The sequence below is a fragment of the Pseudoalteromonas sp. HL-AS1 genome (assembly GCF_031198785.1).
GTDB lineage: Bacteria > Pseudomonadota > Gammaproteobacteria > Enterobacterales > Alteromonadaceae > Pseudoalteromonas > Pseudoalteromonas distincta.
In genome coordinates this window covers 575,323-592,909 of sequence record NZ_CP133569.1, presented here as the reverse complement: position 1 = coordinate 592,909, position 17,587 = coordinate 575,323, and the positions used below count along the sequence as shown (strand labels likewise).

Annotated in this window: 18 protein-coding genes and 1 riboswitch; of the genes, 9 read left to right on the top strand and 9 right to left on the bottom strand. The window is 40.5% G+C overall.

The window, feature by feature from the left end:
* Positions 1 to 11: 11 nt before the first annotated feature.
* The 3 genes from thiC to RB214_RS02655 all read right to left on the bottom strand — a co-directional run bounded on the left by thiC (position 12) and on the right by RB214_RS02655 (position 3,253).
* A complete protein-coding gene (gene thiC / locus RB214_RS02665) occupies positions 12 to 1,964 on the bottom strand; it encodes a phosphomethylpyrimidine synthase ThiC (protein WP_309168311.1) in 1,953 nt (650 codons plus the stop codon).
* Positions 1,965 to 2,107: 143 nt separating this feature from the next.
* Positions 2,108 to 2,222: riboswitch (TPP riboswitch) on the bottom strand.
* Between the two features lie 107 nt (positions 2,223 to 2,329).
* Positions 2,330 to 2,728 (bottom strand): META domain-containing protein, encoded by a 399-nt coding sequence (locus RB214_RS02660; protein WP_309168310.1) that lies wholly within the window; start codon positions 2,726 to 2,728, stop codon positions 2,330 to 2,332.
* A 126-nt stretch (positions 2,729 to 2,854) separates the two neighbouring features.
* The gene (locus RB214_RS02655) at positions 2,855 to 3,253 is read right to left on the bottom strand and encodes an acyl-CoA thioesterase (protein WP_309168309.1); all 399 of its coding nucleotides are present in this window, start codon (positions 3,251 to 3,253) and stop codon (positions 2,855 to 2,857) included.
* An 84-nt stretch (positions 3,254 to 3,337) separates the two neighbouring features.
* Here RB214_RS02655 and RB214_RS02650 point away from each other — a divergent pair, with 84 nt between their 5' ends.
* Positions 3,338 to 5,455 carry a TonB-dependent receptor domain-containing protein gene (locus RB214_RS02650; protein WP_309168308.1) on the top strand — a complete coding sequence of 706 codons (2,118 nt, stop codon included), beginning with the start codon at positions 3,338 to 3,340 and terminating at the stop codon, positions 5,453 to 5,455.
* A 184-nt stretch (positions 5,456 to 5,639) separates the two neighbouring features.
* On the opposite strand, the gene epmA is transcribed toward RB214_RS02650, so the two are convergent.
* Positions 5,640 to 6,614 (bottom strand): elongation factor P--(R)-beta-lysine ligase, encoded by a 975-nt coding sequence (epmA, locus tag RB214_RS02645; protein WP_309168307.1) that lies wholly within the window; start codon positions 6,612 to 6,614, stop codon positions 5,640 to 5,642.
* A gap of 56 nt (positions 6,615 to 6,670) precedes the next feature.
* Complete coding sequence (gene efp / locus RB214_RS02640) at positions 6,671 to 7,237, bottom strand: elongation factor P (protein ID WP_024596699.1); 567 nt, start codon at positions 7,235 to 7,237, stop codon at positions 6,671 to 6,673.
* Positions 7,238 to 7,278: 41 nt separating this feature from the next.
* On the opposite strand from efp, the gene epmB reads away from it, so the two are divergent.
* Positions 7,279 to 8,292, top strand: coding sequence for an EF-P beta-lysylation protein EpmB (gene epmB / locus RB214_RS02635; protein ID WP_309168938.1), 1,014 nt, complete (start codon positions 7,279 to 7,281; stop codon positions 8,290 to 8,292).
* Here epmB and RB214_RS02630 read toward each other — a convergent pair.
* A complete protein-coding gene (locus RB214_RS02630) occupies positions 8,289 to 8,498 on the bottom strand; it encodes a hypothetical protein (protein ID WP_002960797.1) in 210 nt (69 codons plus the stop codon). The two genes, epmB and RB214_RS02630, sit on opposite strands and share 4 nt — an antisense overlap.
* A 71-nt stretch (positions 8,499 to 8,569) precedes the next feature.
* Here RB214_RS02630 and RB214_RS02625 point away from each other — a divergent pair, with 71 nt between their 5' ends.
* Positions 8,570 to 8,860 carry a hypothetical protein gene (locus tag RB214_RS02625; protein WP_002960798.1) on the top strand — a complete coding sequence of 97 codons (291 nt, stop codon included), beginning with the start codon at positions 8,570 to 8,572 and terminating at the stop codon, positions 8,858 to 8,860.
* A 47-nt stretch (positions 8,861 to 8,907) separates the two neighbouring features.
* Here RB214_RS02625 and RB214_RS02620 read toward each other — a convergent pair whose 3' ends face one another.
* Positions 8,908 to 9,399, bottom strand: a complete 492-nt coding sequence (locus RB214_RS02620) for a DUF3016 domain-containing protein (RefSeq protein ID WP_309168306.1) — start codon at positions 9,397 to 9,399, stop codon at positions 8,908 to 8,910.
* A gap of 276 nt (positions 9,400 to 9,675) precedes the next feature.
* On the opposite strand from RB214_RS02620, the gene galE reads away from it, so the two are divergent.
* Entirely contained in the window at positions 9,676 to 10,692 is a 1,017-nt protein-coding gene (gene galE, locus RB214_RS02615; protein WP_002960801.1) for a UDP-glucose 4-epimerase GalE, read from the top strand.
* A 169-nt stretch (positions 10,693 to 10,861) separates the two neighbouring features.
* Here galE and RB214_RS02610 read toward each other — a convergent pair whose 3' ends face one another.
* Positions 10,862 to 11,542, bottom strand: a complete 681-nt coding sequence (locus RB214_RS02610) for a Fe2+-dependent dioxygenase (RefSeq protein WP_309168305.1) — start codon at positions 11,540 to 11,542, stop codon at positions 10,862 to 10,864.
* 89 nt (positions 11,543 to 11,631) lie between these two features.
* Positions 11,632 to 13,812: a TonB-dependent siderophore receptor gene (locus RB214_RS02605; RefSeq protein WP_309168304.1), complete on the bottom strand. Its 2,181-nt coding sequence runs from the start codon at positions 13,810 to 13,812 to the stop codon at positions 11,632 to 11,634.
* Between the two features lie 217 nt (positions 13,813 to 14,029).
* On the opposite strand from RB214_RS02605, the gene RB214_RS02600 reads away from it, so the two are divergent.
* From RB214_RS02600 to RB214_RS02580, 5 genes are read left to right on the top strand one after another with little or no spacing between them, the layout of a single operon-like run.
* Positions 14,030 to 14,803: a DUF3450 family protein gene (locus RB214_RS02600; protein WP_154904276.1), complete on the top strand. Its 774-nt coding sequence runs from the start codon at positions 14,030 to 14,032 to the stop codon at positions 14,801 to 14,803.
* Positions 14,803 to 16,128, top strand: a complete 1,326-nt coding sequence (locus RB214_RS02595) for a MotA/TolQ/ExbB proton channel family protein (RefSeq protein ID WP_309168302.1) — start codon at positions 14,803 to 14,805, stop codon at positions 16,126 to 16,128. The genes RB214_RS02600 and RB214_RS02595 overlap by 1 nt, the downstream gene beginning before the upstream one ends.
* Complete coding sequence (locus RB214_RS02590) at positions 16,121 to 16,501, top strand: MotA/TolQ/ExbB proton channel family protein (RefSeq protein WP_002960812.1); 381 nt, start codon at positions 16,121 to 16,123, stop codon at positions 16,499 to 16,501. Before RB214_RS02595 ends, RB214_RS02590 begins: the two co-directional genes overlap by 8 nt.
* A 4-nt stretch (positions 16,502 to 16,505) precedes the next feature.
* Positions 16,506 to 16,910 carry a biopolymer transporter ExbD gene (locus RB214_RS02585; protein WP_036981164.1) on the top strand — a complete coding sequence of 135 codons (405 nt, stop codon included), beginning with the start codon at positions 16,506 to 16,508 and terminating at the stop codon, positions 16,908 to 16,910.
* Between the two features lies 1 nt (position 16,911).
* Positions 16,912 to 17,568: an energy transducer TonB gene (locus tag RB214_RS02580; protein WP_138488520.1), complete on the top strand. Its 657-nt coding sequence runs from the start codon at positions 16,912 to 16,914 to the stop codon at positions 17,566 to 17,568.
* The last annotated feature ends 19 nt before the right edge of the window (positions 17,569 to 17,587 follow it).

The following is a 17,587-nucleotide window of genomic DNA, read 5'->3' as shown; positions in this document are numbered from 1 at the left end:
CTAACTTCTTGCTATACCGCTTTGTGGTAAATTTCTGAGCCTGTTTGCTTAAACTGGGCAGATTTAGCTTTCATTTCGGCTTCTACATCAATCATTTTGATCTCAATAGCCTCGCCAGCGTCATTTGGATCAATACCCCGTGTTTCTAAATCTTTAGCGTAATCGCGTACTTCTTGGCTAATTTTCATAGAGCAAAATTTAGGGCCACACATAGAACAAAAGTGAGCCACTTTGCCTGACTCTTGCGGCAGGGTTTCGTCGTGATACTCGCGAGCACGCTCTGGATCTAAACCAATATTAAATTGATCATGCCATCTAAACTCAAAACGTGCTTTTGATAGCGCGTTATCGCGCTCTTGCGCGCCTGGGTGCCCCTTTGCTAAATCGGCGGCGTGCGCTGCAATTTTGTAGGTAATTAAGCCTTCTTTAACATCTTCTTTATTTGGCAGACCTAAATGCTCTTTAGGTGTTACATAACATAGCATTGCACAGCCGTACCATGCTATTTGGGCCGCCCCAATACCTGAGGTGATATGGTCGTACCCTGGTGCAATATCGGTCGTTAACGGGCCTAAAGTGTAAAATGGCGCTTCGTCGCAATGCTTTAATTGCTCATCCATATTGGCTTTAATCATGTGCATTGGCACATGCCCTGGGCCTTCAATAAATACTTGTACGTCGTGCTTCCACGCAATTTTAGTCAGTTCACCTAATGTGCGCAGCTCACTAAACTGCGCTTCATCGTTGGCATCAGCAATAGAACCTGGGCGAAGGCCATCACCGAGTGAAAAACACACATCGTATTGTTTTAAAATTTCGCAAATGTCTTCAAAGTGCGTGTATAAAAAGTTTTCTTTGTGATGCGCTAAACACCACTTAGCCATAATTGAGCCACCGCGCGACACAATACCGGTTACACGTTTAGCGGTCATTGGTACGTAACGAAGCAGTACACCGGCATGAATAGTAAAGTAATCAACACCCTGCTCGGCTTGTTCAATAAGCGTATCGCGGAAAATCTCCCACGTTAAATCCTCAGCCACACCGTTTACTTTTTCAAGCGCTTGATAAATCGGTACTGTGCCAATAGGTACAGGCGAGTTACGTACAACCCATTCGCGCGTTTCGTGAATGTAACGTCCCGTTGATAAGTCCATCACGGTGTCTGCGCCCCAGCGGGTAGACCACACCATTTTTTCTACTTCTTCTTCAATAGATGAGCTAACCGATGAATTACCAATGTTGGCGTTAACTTTAACTAAAAAGTTACGTCCTACAATCATAGGTTCTGTTTCTGGATGGTTTATATTATTTGGTAAAATAGCGCGACCACGGGCTATTTCGTCTCGTACAAATTCTGGGGTAATAAATTCAGGAATACTCGCGCCAAACGACTCGCCTTTATGCTGCGCGGCTAGTAATTCTTTACGAATTTCTGCACGCCCCATATTTTCGCGAACGGCTACGTATTCCATTTCAGGAGTAATAATCCCTTGGCGTGCGTAGTGCATTTGCGTTACGTTTTTGCCAGCGACACCACGGCGAATTTTTGGAAGGTGATCAAAGCGAATATGATCCAGCCCTTCATCTGCCATGCGTTGCTGCGAAAATTGCGACGTCACTGATTCTAAAATTTCAGTGTCACCACGGCTTTCAATCCATTGTTCACGAAATTTTGATAAGCCTTTGCGTACATCAAGTTCAAAATTAGGATCGGTATACGGGCCCGACGTATCGTAAACACGTAGCGGATCGTTTGACTCATAAACAGGGTTTTCATCTGTACCGCCAATAAACGTATCACTTAATGTGATTTCACGCATACCAACGCGCACGCCTGGTTGAGTACCTTCAACGTATACTTTATGAGAATTTGGGAACGGTTGACCCGTTAGGTTATAAATATATTCAGACGCGGCAGCACGAGTTTCTCGGCGTGACGCTTTATTTGTAGTATTTGACATGACTTGCCTCATTGCTTAAGGGTTGTCTTGTCAGATATTCCGAGGAATAGAGAAAGATCGTAAAGTAGCGTACATGCTACTTTGCAGCCTAAAATAAACAAAATCACTTTATTGTGCGCATAAAAAAAGACGCACAAGCGTCCTATTTTAGGCAGCTTGTTCCCTACGCAGGTATTAACCTGATCAGGTTCACGGATCCCGCTTTCGCGATCTCAGCCAAAAACTAATTACTTAGCTTTGGCACTCCGACAAGTATTGATATATAAATTCTGCTCGTCGATTCGAAGATATTATTCAACAAATCTGCGCTGAGTGTACGTCAGTTAAAAACTGCCCGCAAGGGGCTGTTTTTCAAAAACTTAAAATTATTTAGGGATAAACACAAATGTTTGCTCACCTTGCATGACTAATTGCTGGTCTTGCATTTTAAGTTCTGCACCTTGCTTTAAGGCTTGTAATAACTGCAGCTCAAACTCATCAAGCTCTTCGCCACACGACTTGCGCGTCATTCCTAATTTACTTACGGTAAGGTTACTTTCTTCAAGCGAGCCTTCACCAAAAAATTTGTTACAGCCAGCAAAACCGTTTACTTGCAGCGCTTCAATAAAGCTCATTGATGCATTAAACGAAGGTGGAATTGCTAAACCATCAACACGTGATAATTGCCATTGGGTGTATTTAAGCTGCTCACTGGTAACCGTCCCTGTTGATGCGCAACCAACACATAAACCGACTATAAGCATCGGTATTGCTGCTAATTTCATGCTACTACTAACTAATTGTCTAATTAATGTAATAGCAACAATATTTATGCCCTTTATCCGTTAAAAATGCATGTTTTAAATGTAAATTTTTGTTCTATGATAGTTTAAAAGTTGTCCGATTAAGTACTAAGTTGTAGTTTTGAATACGTTATCTATTTGCTCTGGTAAAAATGGCCTACCTTTTTCATTAACAGACGTTCCTATAGCCAGTGCATTGAGCATTACTTTTTCATCGTTTTTACGTATAACCGTTTGCTTAAACGCAAATTTTAAACGACTAATACGCTGCGGCTCCACAGCCACATAAAATTCATCACCTGGTAATAGTGAATGTTTATAGTCCATTTCGCTGCGCATCACGACTAGGTTAATTTTATCTTTCGCTAATTGAGCAAAATCAATACCGTGTGCGTACAAAAATTCATGGCGAGCATGCTCTAAATAATTAAAATAAACACTGTTATTTACGATACCTTGTAAGTCACATTCGTAATCACGTACTTTGAAGTCAACTTTAAAGGTCATATTAGTAATCCTGATTATTTAACGTATAATTGCCGCGTTTATAGCACATGTGTTTAAATAATTGCTACCATACGAGTCCCTAAAATGGAGTTAAGTAACCCAATGAACTTACGTTTGTCTTTAATTACTGCCGCACTTTTACCGCTGCTTGGTGCACCAATTGCAGCTAACGCTGATGATAGCGACCTAGAAAGAATTGTTGTAACTGGCGATTTTCAGCGCGAAAGCATTCAAACTCTAAGCGCGAGTGCGAGCTTATTTAGCGAAGATGAAATTAATCAACGTGGTGCAAGTTACTTAGACGAAATGTTAGGCAGTGCCGCCAATGTAAATTTTGCATCTGGTGCGTCGCGCGGTCGTTATATTCAAATTCGTGGCGTGGGGCTTCGTTCACAATTTGTAGACCCTATTAATCCATCTGTAGGCTTAGTTATTGATGGTATTAACTATTCTGGCCTTGGTGGCAGCTCATTATTATTTGATATAGACCAAGTAGAAATTTATCGTGGCCCACAAGGTACACGCTTTGGCGCAGACGGCATGGCCGGTATGATCCAAATGGGTTCAGCTAAAGCCACAAGCGATCCAAGCTTAAAATTACAAGTAGGTGCTGGCACATACAACACCCGCGAAGCAGGTATTGCAGCAAGCACAGGCTTAACAGATGACACTAGCGCACGCGTTAGCTACTTTCGTAGAAAGTCAGACGGTTACGTAGATAACCTGTACTTAAATGACGAAACACAAAATCAAGACGAGCAAGTAGCGCGTTTTAAATTAAACAGCCAGCTTACAAAGCATTTAAATACTGAGTTAAACCTTCACTATATTGACATAAACAATGGTTACGATGCGTTTACGCTTGATAACAGCCGCAATAGTGTTGCCGATGAACCAGGGCAAGATAATCAAGAAAGCTACGCTATAGGTGTTAAGAATACTTATACGGGTTTTGACGCTTTTGATTTAAATCTAAACCTATCGGCTATTGATACCGAATTACTTTACAGCTTTGACGAAGACTGGGTATGTAACGATACAAGTGAGCCAAAGTTATGTGCTGCTGGCTTACATCCAGATGGATACAGCTCAACCGATTTATACAGCCGCGATCGCGACGATCAGTCTGTAGATTTACAGTTTAATTCTAAAACGGGTAACTGGGTTGCGGGTATTTATTACCAAAACCGTGACGTTGATTTAGAGCGCCAATACACATGGTTAGCAAGCCCGTTTTCTTCAACTTACGAAACGAGTAACGTTGCAGTATATGGTCAAGTAGCGACTCCAATTGGCCCTAAAACAACATTAATTACAGGTTTACGTGTAGAGCAATACCAAGGCGACTACACCGATAGCAATGGCTTTATACAAGACACCGACGACGTAATGGTTGGCGGTAAAATAGCACTTGAATATCAAGTAATTGATCGCACTATGATCTACACCAGCATTACGCGTGGCTACAAAGCTGGCGGTATTAACTCAGAAGCGCTTGCTAAAGCCAAAGATGAAGGCTTAAACCTAAGCGCTGATTTTTTCCAGCAACACACCAGTTTCGACCCTGAATATTTATGGAGTGGCGAATTTGGTGTTAAAGGCTCATCGCTTGATGACAAATTTACGCTTCGCTTAGCTGCATTTTACATGCACCGCGACGATATTCAGTTAAAAGCATGGCAAGTAGAAGGTCAGCAATTTACCGGTTATGTTGATAACGCAAGTTCTGGTAGCAACTACGGATTAGAAGTTGAAGGTAGTTACCAACTAACTGATAATCTATTTTTAACGGGTAGTGCTGGTTACTTAAACACTGAAATAGATGACTTTGTAACGCAGTCTGGCTTAAACCAAGACGGTCGTGAGCAAGCACAGTCACCTAAATACCAGTATGCGTTTACTGCTCGCTATAACTTTACAAGTGAGCTTTACGGTATGATTGGTGTTGAAGGTAAGGACGACTACTACTTCTCAGATAGTCATAACTCACAGGCACCAAGCAGCAACTTAGTTAACTTAAGCTTTGGTTACGAAGCAGACATGTGGGCAGTTCGCGCGTGGGCTCGTAACGTGTTTGACGAGACAGTCCCTACACGTGGTTTTGAGTTTGGTAACGATCCACAAGATGGTTACACAACGCATACCTACACACAATTAGGTGAGCCTCGTGTTGCAGGTGTTACGTTTACACTTAATCTGTAAAGCACAGCCGTTGGCTTTCAAATGAAAGCTACAGCAAGCAAATAAAAACACCGCGTTTAATTTAAACGCGGTGTTTTTATTTGTAGGTGAGGTTTTATACCTCGCTTTTTTATAAAGTTAAATTACACGAGCGCGAAATAAATTCGCACCTACAAATATTACACCTACGCCTACAGGCTAAGCATTACGCTCTTTGCACATCAAACGCTATTACGTCTTTAATTTTTTCTTTATTTGTTGCGAGCATTACCAACCTATCAATCCCTAAAGCAACCCCTGCGCACTGAGGTAATCCATGTTCTAGCGCTTTAATTAAACGCGTATCCATTGGCACTTGCTTTAAACCGTTTTCAGCGCGGTATGCGTTATCTTCATTAAAACGCTTAGCTTGCTCGCTGGCATTTGTGAGTTCGTTAAAGCCATTCGCCAATTCCATATTTTTATAATAAAGCTCAAAGCGCCCTGCTACGCGTGTATCGTGTTCACAAATTTGTGCAAGTGCCGCTTGAGATGCTGGAAAATGATAAACAAAACACGGTTTTTCTTGTCCTATTGTAGGCTCTACTTTCATACAAAATAATAATTGCAGTAAGGTATCTTTATGCGTTTCATTTTGGGCTATATCAGCAAATCCCTGCTCATACGCTAGGTGCTTTAATTGCTCTATGTTCGCTGTTAGCGGATCGAGCCCAAGTGCTTGTTCAAACGCCTGCTGATAAGTAAGCCTTGTTGCCGGCTCAACATCTAAAACAAGCCGCATTAGTTCATCAATTTCATCCATAAGTGCAAATTCATCAAAGCCTGGGCGATACCATTCAAGCATTGTAAATTCGGGATTGTGATGACTACCCGCTTCTTCATTTCTAAATGCTTTACAAAGCTGAAAAATAGCGCCTGAGCCTGCTGCTAACAAGCGTTTCATAGCAAACTCTGGAGATGTTTGTAAAAAAAGAGGGAGCCCACCAGCATGCCCTGGACCTACAAATGTGGTGTTAAAACTGGCCAAATGCACATCGGTTACACTGGCACTGCTTAAGCTCGGCGTTTCTACTTCCATTACATCACGTGCATAAAAAAACTCACGAATGCTACGTAATATCGCTGCACGTTGTTTTAGTGTTTCAATGCTTGCGCTTGGGGCCCAAAGATCTGCTGACATATTTTCTCCAAAAAAAATCCCAGCTTAAGCTGGGATTTTATAAACAATGTTAAAGCTTACTTAACACGGCTTACGTATTCACCGTTACGAGTGTCTACTTTAATTACTTCGCCAATTTGTACAAATAATGGAACTCGTACTACAGCGCCTGTGCTAAGCGTTGCTGGTTTACCACCAGTACCCGCTGTATCACCCTTAAGGCCAGGATCTGTTTCAGTGATCTCAAGCTCAACAAAGTTAGGTGGTGTAACAGCAATAGGGCTGCCGTTCCATAATGTAATTGTACATAAATCATTTTCAACTAACCATTTAACTGCATCGCCTAGTGCTTTTTCGTCAGCAGCAATTTGCTCAAATGTTTCGTTGTTCATGAAATGCCAAAATTCGCCGTCTGTGTATAGATACGCTAAATCTGTATCCATTACATCAGCACCTTCAACTGATTCACCCGATTTAAAGGTTTTTTCAAGCACCTTACCAGAGATAAGTTTACGGATACGAACACGGTTGAACGCCTGGCCTTTACCAGGTTTTACCATTTCATTTTCTAAGATACTGCAAGGCTCGCCGTCCATCATAATTTTTAGGCCGCCCTTGAACTCGTTGGTGCTATAATTCGCCATCGTTTCCTCTATTTATATTTTTTCGAGTAATCTACATGCCAATGATACAAAGAAATGAAGCAAATTTGCATAAAAACTGGCAAAAAGAATTAGCAAATGTAGTTACCTGCCCAAAAACCTTGCTTGAAATGGTCGGTTTATCGAGCCAAGTCCATGAAAACGACCTAAAAGCCCGCAGTTTATTTCCGGTACGCGTGCCTATCCCTTTTATAAAAAAAATACGCAAAGGCGATCCAAACGATCCTCTTTTATTGCAAGTCATGCCACGCCATCAAGAATTTTTAACTAAGTCGGGTTTTAATAAAGATCCCCTACTTGAGCAAGATAACGACCAACCAGGTCTTTTACATAAGTATAAATCACGGGTTTTAGTGATGTTCAAAACCGGTTGTGCAGTAAATTGTCGTTATTGCTTTAGAAGACATTTTCCGTATCAAGAAAACCAACTTAATAAAAAAAGTCTGCTTGAAACACTAAGCTACATAAAATCAGATGCTGATATAAACGAAGTGATTTTGAGTGGTGGCGATCCGCTCATGGCCAAAGACGATGCCATAAGTTGGTTTTTAGATGAGCTTGAGCAATTACCACAAATTAAACGAATGCGAATTCATAGCCGTTTACCTGTTGTTATTCCTGCACGTGTTACCAATGAGTTATGTGAGCGATTAGCAAAATCGCCATTAAAAATTATTTTTATTAATCACATAAACCACGCCAACGAAATAGACGCTGATTTTAAAGCTGCCATGCAAAAGCTTAAACAAGCAAACATAACGCTTCTAAACCAAGCTGTAATTTTAAAAGATGTGAATGATACGCTCGATGCGCAAATAAATTTAAGCGAAGCGTTATTTGACGCAGACGTATTGCCGTATTATTTGTATTTGCTAGATAAAGTTGAAGGGGCCAGCCACTTTGATATTAATGAAGCGCAAGCAATTGAAATAATGGCAGAGCTATTAAAAGCTCTGCCTGGATTTTTAGTGCCTAAATTAGTTAGAGAAATAGGTGGCCAAAAAAGCAAAACACCTATCGATCTTAAGCTAATTTAAACATATATATTTACGTTGTTACCCAATGATGCAGTTACCGACTTAGCCGGTGTTTGTGCACTTGACGATTGTGCAGCACCTTCAATAAGTGCAAGTGCTGCTGCGCCATCTGCTAGTTGCTGCTTTTTAGATAAAGCAGCGCTATAAAGCTCACTGCCTTGGCCTGAGCCAGAAACAGCGGGTAAACTTGTGCCTGATATATTCATATAACAAACCTGACTTTTAAATGTAATCCAAGTATTATGTCGGCCATGCAGTACAAAGCTTTAGGAAAACCATGGATTCAATTATTGAACAACTCAATACTAATTTAAAAATTGTTTATCGTCAGGCGCTTGATGCCGACAAAAAACTCGATGAACTACAACAGCAAGGCCATGGCAAATTTAAAGCCTTATTTGCACAAGATGCTGGTTTTAGCTTTGAAGCTAAACGCTTTAAGCCGTATGTTCTTGACGTAGCCGCTGACGTTGAAAGCTTATCTAACGATGGTTTTGATGAAGAAAAACTTAAAACAACCGTTATTAAGTTACAACAAATACTCACGCTGTTAGCTACTTTTAAGTAAAGCTTAAAAATAAAAATGCCGCTATTTAGCGGCATTTTTATTTTAAGTTAATCTAAATTTGGTAATATTTGCTCACCAAACCATTCTGTTAATAAGCGTTTTTCGTAATATAGTGATTCGTCGCGGCCCATTTTAATTTTATCCATAAAGCCCATATCTTTGAGCTCCACATCAGTATCTTTACTAAGCACGGTACCGTCGTTATTGGTTAACGAATAATTAAGCTTAATGCGTGGAAAGTATATTGGTTTTACTACACGAATTTCCTCCATACCACCATAACGCACATCTCCCGCTAAATCTAAATCAGTAAACTCTACGTTTAACTTATAATCTTTTGGTAGTTGCTCAGCTAATTTAGACATATGTTTTTCAAAACTTACCGCAATACTTTTGTGATACGAGCCCTTAGCTTGGTTAGACGCTCGCACATCACGATAATCATTAAAGTCATTCCATTTAACAACAGACTCACCAGCATGGGCAAGCGCAGGCAATGCGATACACATTGTTGTTGCTATTTTTTTAACTAAATTCATATCTTTCTCCAAAGAGGTAACCAATCACAAAAGTGTGGATTGGAGTAAACCTAGCATTAGCTATTACTAAAGCTATTTTAGCACTTGTTTATTAACTATAACTTAATCTTACGAATCAAGTGTTACTTGTTTTGCACAAAATGTAATCAAAAGTATTTAATGTGCTGATATCAAAAAAATACGATTAAAATCATATAAATTACAGATAAAACATGTAAATCACCTCTATTTATGGTGAAATTAACTTAATTGATAAAAGGTACCCACGGAGCTTTCATGACTATTTTAGTAACCGGTGGCGCAGGCTATATTGGCTCGCACACTGTTTTAGAACTTTTACAGCAAGGTAACGATGTTGTTGTTATTGATAATTTAAGTAACTCATCACAAGAATCACTTGCGCGCGTAAAAAATATAACAGGTAAAGAAGCCACTTTTTACCAAGGCGATATTCTCGATAAACCCTTTTTAGATTCAGTATTTGCAAAACACACGGTTGATAGTGTTATACATTTTGCGGGTTTAAAATCAGTAGGCGAGTCGGTTGCAAAGCCAGTTGAGTACTATCAAAACAACGTTCAAGGTACGCTTACGCTTGTTGATGCGATGCGCGATGCGGGTGTATTTAAATTGGTATTTAGCTCGTCAGCCACGGTTTACGGCGACCCTGCAAGCTTACCAATCAAAGAAGATTTCCCTGTAGGCGGTACTACCAACCCTTACGGCACATCTAAGTTAATGGTTGAAATGATGCTACAAGATATCGCTAAATCAGATGAGCGCTTTGCGTTTGCTATTTTGCGTTACTTTAATCCAGTGGGTGCACATGAGTCGGGCTTAATTGGTGAAGATCCTAATGGTATTCCAAACAATCTTTTACCGTTTATCGCACAAGTAGCGGTAGGTAAATTAAAGCAACTCGCTGTATTTGGTGATGACTACGACACAGTTGATGGCACTGGTGTGCGCGACTATATACATGTTGTAGATTTAGCGATTGGCCATTTAAAAGCGCTTGATAAAATTGCCAGCAGTACGGGTGCATTAGTTTATAACCTAGGTACTGGTAATGGTTACTCTGTACTACAAATGGTTAATGCATTTATTAAAGCAAGCGATCAGGCTGTACCCTATCAGGTTTCACCTCGCCGCCCTGGTGATATTGCAGCATGTTATGCAGCGCCAGAAAAAGCACTTAATGAACTTGGCTGGGAAGCAGTGCGCGGTATTGATGAAATGATGCAAGATACCTGGCGCTGGCAGTCAAATAACCCTAACGGTTATAAAGGTTAAGTAAAACAAGCTTTGCGCTTACAATAAGTGCGCGGCATCAAGCCGCGCATACCGAGCATTTTAAACACCGAATTCAATTTTATGGCTGCGTCGTAGGCGTAGAGCTTACTCACGCGAAAAGCGCAGCTTTTAATTACTTATATCCAATATTTAATAACGAGTATCTTCGTTATGTCTGCGCCCACTGTCTTAGCAAGTTATGGTACACACCTGTTAATTGAATAATCTCTGGGCTATCTTCTACTTTGCTGCGCAAACTTTGAATCGACATATCTAAATCAAAGAGTAAACTACGTTTTTCGTCGCTGTTTACCATGCTTTGCAGCCAAAAAAATGAGGCTAATCTACGCCCACTCGTTACTGGCATTACACGATGTAAACTCGTTGAAGGGTATAACACCATACTGCCTGCGGGCAGCTTTACACTGTGTGAGCCATAAGTGTCTTCAATAACAAGTTCACCGCCCTCATAGTCTTCAGGATCGTTAATAAATAACGTCATTGATACATCTGTACGAATTTTTACTGGCGTACCCGGCACTTGTCTAATTGCATTATCTACATGTACACCAAACGATTGCCCGCCTTGATAGCAATTAAATAACGGAGGAAAAATTTTTGCAGGAAGTGCAGCCGACATAAACAAATTATTACGCGCAAGTGCTGCCATAATAATATCGCCAAGCTCTTGGCATTCAGGACTATTTTCAGGTAGCTGTAAGTTATTTTTTGCTTTGGTTGATTGATGACCTGCGGTAATACTGCCATCGGCCCACTGCGCTTTAAGCAAAACCTCATGGCAATACGCCACTTCTTCTTTCGTTAATAGCTCTGGAATTTTAACTATCATGTGCGCCCTCTCACATTTTCATCAAATAATTAAGGGCAGGTAATAGGCCTGCCCTTATGCTTACTTTTGTTTTTTAATTTGTTTTAAAATTAAAAAGAGTAGCTCGCTGTTAAACTAAACTTACGACCATCACCTGGTACAAAGTGTCCACCACCTAACTGATCAACGTAATCTTTATCACCTAGGTTTTCACCATTAAGCTGCAGGCTCAAATCTTTTGATATGTCATACGCAACCATTAGGTCAAAAATAGTATAACCTGGCGCACGAGAGCGTGTTGACGTAGTGCCGTTGTAACGCTCACCTACATACTGCGCACCTAAACCAAACGATAACTTATCCGACATATCGTACGTAGTCCAAACACTCGCGCTATTTTTAGGCGTACGTGCAAGCTCGTTACCGATTTGAGTTGCGTCGTCGCCTAATGCTTCTGTTACTTCGCTATCTTGGTAAGTGTATGAAGCAATTACAGTCCACTCTTTAGTAATTAGGCCCGTTGCTGAAAGCTCTAAACCTTGAACGCGCTGCTCACCACCGAGTATTTCGTCACTTGAGCTATCTGCAAATGGGTCATCAGTACGGGCATTGGTTTTTTCAGTACGGAAAAGTGCAGCATTAGTCTGCAGGCGGCCATCCATTAGGCTCCACTTAGTTCCTAATTCATAACTGCGGCTTTCTTCTGCGTCTAAATCAGCTGCATTTGAACGCGTAGATACCGTTAGGCTTTCAGCCGATGGGTTAAATGAATTACCTGCGCCTAAATATACACTGCCATTTTCTGTAGGTTTATAAACTACAGCTGCATTCCAGCTAAATAAATCGTCACTTGTAGAAATTAAAGCGCTTGGATCATTGTAATCGTTGTGATAATCCGTAGTGAAGCTATCAAAGCGAATTCCACCTGTAACTTCCCATTGCTTGTTAAGCGTCACTGTATCAAATGCATAAATAGCTTGGTTTTTAGCTTTAGCTTCAATGCTTGTACCGTCACGGCCGTACACACCCGTAAATGCAATTGTTGCATCAGGATTGTATAAGTCGTTACGTATTCCATCTTCAATTAGGTTATCAGGCGTAGTGGCAACAAAGTTATGGCGTGTAAACGTTTCATTTGCAAGTTCAACACCCACTACAACATCGTGAGTAAAGCCAGCAAATTCATAGTTACCAATTAAATCAACTTGAAGTGCAGCAAGTGAATTTTCTGTATCACGTGTTTTTTCATCCGCAAAGGTAATATCAGTGTCTGTTGTAACCGAGAAATAACGCGGTGCAGTTGTTACTGACTCACGCTTAACTTTACCTAAACGACCTTGCACACGTAACGTAGTATTTTGAGAAAAATCATACTCATAACGAGCTGTTGTTGAGTAAGCTTCAATATCTTCGTAATCACGGTAAATATTACCGTAAAAGTTATCAAAGTCGACAGGAGAAGGTGAGCGTGCACTATCTGCAAGTTCAGCTAATGGCGTATCACTGTAAACCCAAGGAATACCATAATCTGGTAAATTGTCTTGGCGTTGATACTCTAGGTTTAAATCAAAACGGCTGTTTGTACCAAGCCCTGTTGCAAATGCAAACGCAACAGCATTTGTTTCATTTTCAACATGGTCACGACCTGCAACATCACCTTTATCAGTAAGAAGATTGATACGTAGTGCGCTTGTATCGTTTACTTGAATGTTAGTATCAAAACGACCACGGTAATCGTTTTCTGTACCTAAACGTAGAGAAACGTCGTTAAAGTTGTCTAACTTCGCCTTTTTACTTTCTAAATTAACACTACCACCTGTTGCGCCACGACCAGAAACTGCAGAGCCTGGGCCTTTTGCAACTTCAACGGCTTCAATGTTGTAAATATCACGTGTGTAACCTGCAACATCACGAATACCATCAACAAAAATATCATTTGTTGCACTAAAACCACGAATCGACATGCTATCGCCAGTAGGTGAGCCACCCTCACCTGCTGCTAAAGAAATACCTGAAACATTACGCAAAGCATCACGTAGGCTATCTACGTTTCTGTCTTTCATTACCGCTTGGTTGATTACTGTTACCGTTTTAGCTGTATCGAGTAGCGGTTGAGTGTATTTATGCGACGTTGATTTTTCTACAACATAACTAGACTCAGTTTTAGTTTCTGCTTTGGTTACCGATAGTTCTTGAACATCCTGTGCACTTGCCCAAGTTGAAAGCGTAGCTGTAACAACCGCTGCAATTGGCTTCACGTACGCATTTCCTTTATTCGATGGCTTACTCATGGTTACTCCGTAGTTTTTATTAAGCACTTAACTATTGTTAATTTAAGGTACATATTTAATTTCGGCGAAATCCTACCACTCAAACAACGCAATGTAAACGATAATTGTTATCAATTGCATTGTTATGTGAATTCCTATATTGTATACACACTCAAAAATTAACAGTAATTACGTCCTTGTAATTGCTTGTCGTAACTTTCAGGATTGTTGTTAAGTAATGCGAAGCTTAATTAAACCAATTAGCGTAGTTATCGCGCTTTGTAGCACTATGGCAGTAAAAGCCGACACTGTTAGTGAGCTAGAACAACTCGTTAATAAATGGCTACAAATAGAAAATCAAAACACAGAATTAAATACTCATTGGCTGGAACAAAAAAGCAGTATGGAGCAAACCTTAACGCTTCTTAATGCCGAGCAGCAGCAACTTAGCGAGCTTAATCAGCGTAGAAAAAAAAGCACCAGTGAGCTTGCCCAAAAACGCGAACAGCTTGTAACTCAGCAATCAGAACTTGAAAATGATCAACAGCAATTAAATGATCAACTAGCACATATTTCTGGGCAATTACTTTCATTACAAGTGCAACTCCCCCCGCCCCTTTTGAGTAGTTGGAAAAACGCCGGTGATTTAAGCGATTCAAAACTCAGTACAACTGACAAATTACAAACAGCACTAAAAATGCTGACTCTACTTAATGATTTTCAACAACGTATTTCTATTCACGAAATGGCTATTAAGCATCCTGACGGGCAAGAAGTATGGGTTAAGCAGCTTTATTTAGGTGCAGCTCAAGCATGGTTTGTAAGCGAAGACTTAAGTTATGTAGGTATTGGTTTTCCAAGTGACTTAGGTTGGCAGTGGGAATTTGATTCAAGCATTAATGCAGAACAAGTTGCACTGGGTATTGCTGTACAGCAAAAAAAGCGCGCTGCTGATTGGGTAACACTCCCAATATTAAGTTATGTAAATAAAAACCAGCAAGGGGCTAAATAATGGCGACTAACAGCATAATTAAAGTATTTAGCGCCACAGTTTTACTTTTTAGTGCAAACATATCTTTTGCAGCTAGCAGTGATGATGCTAAGCAAAGTATTTTAAGTGATATTAAAACAGCGCAGCGTACTCTAAGTAAAACTCAAAATAGCATTTCAAAAGAGCAAGCGACCCTTGCAAAGCAAATTTTTACCAAGCAGCAATCGCTCAGTAAATTACGCGAACAAGCAGCCGTTAATCGCCGCCTAGCTGACGAAAACACATTAAGTCTTGATCAGTTACAAACCCGATTAGACACTTGGCAACAGCAGCAGCAATATCAATTAAACTTACTTAGCCGTTTTGTACGCCAAAACACCAGCAATAGTACTAGCAGTAACGAGTCGGCTAATAGCCAAAACGAGTTATTAAGCCGTGTTGTATCGCTAATTAATAATCAAGAGCAAGCACTTTATCCACAGTTAAAAAAACAATCGGTTGTGCTAAGTAATGGCGAATTAAGCCAAGCTAATACCCTTCAAGTCGGGCCTGTTGCATGGTTTAGTACGCAAACACCTAAACTTATGGGTTTATTAAATTTAGATGATGAATCTAATGCATTAAAAGTAGCGTTAGTACAATCAACAAGTGACGACAACCCACTCGATAATACTTTAAAGCAAAACGGTGTAGGCTCTACATTACTTACTTTTGATCCTAGTTTAACGCACTTAGTAACTAGCCAAGCCCAACAAGAAAGTCCGCTTGAACACCTAGAAAAAGGCGGTTTATGGGCTATCCCTATTATTTTATTTGCCTGCTTTGCACTAACCATTGCGCTATTAAAAGCCGCACAACTACTGCGTTTAAGTAAAATTAAAATGCACTCTCAAATGCAATTACAGCAATTTTTTAAAGCTGAAAATAGCAGTGAATTTGCAGGCATGCAGCAGCAGCTATTTAACTTAACGCTGCAAAGCGAAAAAGGCCAAGTACGAGACGATCAATTATTTAATCAGTTAATTCATGATAAGCATAAACTCGATAACTTTATTGGCGCTATTGCCGTTACGGCTGCAGTAGCCCCACTACTTGGCTTGTTAGGCACTGTTAGCGGCATGATCGAAACATTTAAAATGATGACTTTGTTTGGCTCAGGCGACCCAGAAGTTGTATCGGGCGGTATTGCACAAGCACTTATAACAACCGAATTGGGTTTAGTCGTTGCCATCCCTGCATTGGTATTAAATGCACTGTTATCGCGTAAAGCAAAAGCGTACTACAGCCAACTAGAAGGCTTTGCATTACAGCTAAGTCAACTAGAGAAAGGAGAAACCAATGTTTGAGAAAATCGTTAGTAACCCTATTTGCTGGTGTATTCTTTTACTCGCTTTATTTGTATACCAGCTGATTTTTCATGACTTACTGCACCTTAAACAATACCAAGCGCAGCGCAAAGGTTATTGGCAAGAAGTTAGCTCTATTTTAACTGCAGCGCTTCCGCTACTTGGTTTATTAGGCACCATTGTTGGTTTGCTTGATACATTTAAAGTAATGGCGCTGGGCCATAACGAGTTAATGAGTGACGCCATTGGTGACGCATTACTAACAACTCAACTCGGCCTTGTGTGCGCTATTCCTGCGTGGTTAATGCAAGCTTACTTAGCGTATTCGCAGCGTAATCCTAAATTACATACGTTAAGTAAACAGTTAGGGTAACACTATGCAATCACGATTAAAGCACAAGCTAGAGCAAGAAGCGGGGCAACATATTGATATGTCGCCGCTACTTGATGTGGTATTTATATTGCTAATATTTTTTATTGTTACAACCGTATTTGTACGCGAAAGCGGCGTTGAAGTTGATAAACCACAAGCCGTATCGGCCAGTCGTCTTGAGCAGCAAGTTATATTTTTAGCAATAACCGACAACCAACAAGTATTTTTTGATGGCAGCCAAATTGGTGTTGCTGGTGTACGTAGTAGTGTCGAGCAAATGTTAAAACAGCAACAACGCCCTGTGGTTATTCAAGCTGATAAAACAGTACCTACTGAATTACTTGTTCAAGTAATTGACGAAGCAAAGCTGGCAGGCGCAGCGCAAGTTAACTTGGCTACGAAACAATAATATGCACACGATTAACCCGCTTCAAAAAACAAAAAACAATCGCCATCCGCTGTTTGCATTTGGCCTTAGCCTCATTGTGCTTAGTGCTGCATTACTGCTTTTATGGCTTGGGCAACTTGCTGAACATCATATACAAGACAAAGTGGTTGTACGTGAGATTGCCATGGTGGCACTGCCACCTCCGCCACCTCCATCAATATCACAACAGCAAACAAGTGAGCCAATGCAAAGCTTAGCGGTAGAAGGTGCAGGCGCGTCAATTCAAGCCGTAAAAATTAAGATAAAGAGTGATTTAAGTATTGTAAAACCCGATACACCCAACGTAAAAGTAAGCGCGCCACAATGGCAATCAATGAGTGTAAATTGGGATGCATTTAGCTTAAATCAACTCGATGGTCTCCCCACTTTACTTACTCCCGTCAAGGCCGTTTTACCAAAAAGCTTAACCCGCCGAGGTGTTGATGTATTTACTGTAAAACTCGATGTATTTATTGATGAAAGTGGCAAGTTAAGTTTAATTGAGGTAGTACAAAACCCATACCCTGAACTTAAACCAGCTATCGACAAAATTATTAAACAAAGCCGCTTTAGTGCACCTAAAAAAGAAGGTGAAACCGTACGCGCTCGCTTTATTTGGCCAATCGAATTTAAACCTTAAGCCTATTAAAATGAAAAAT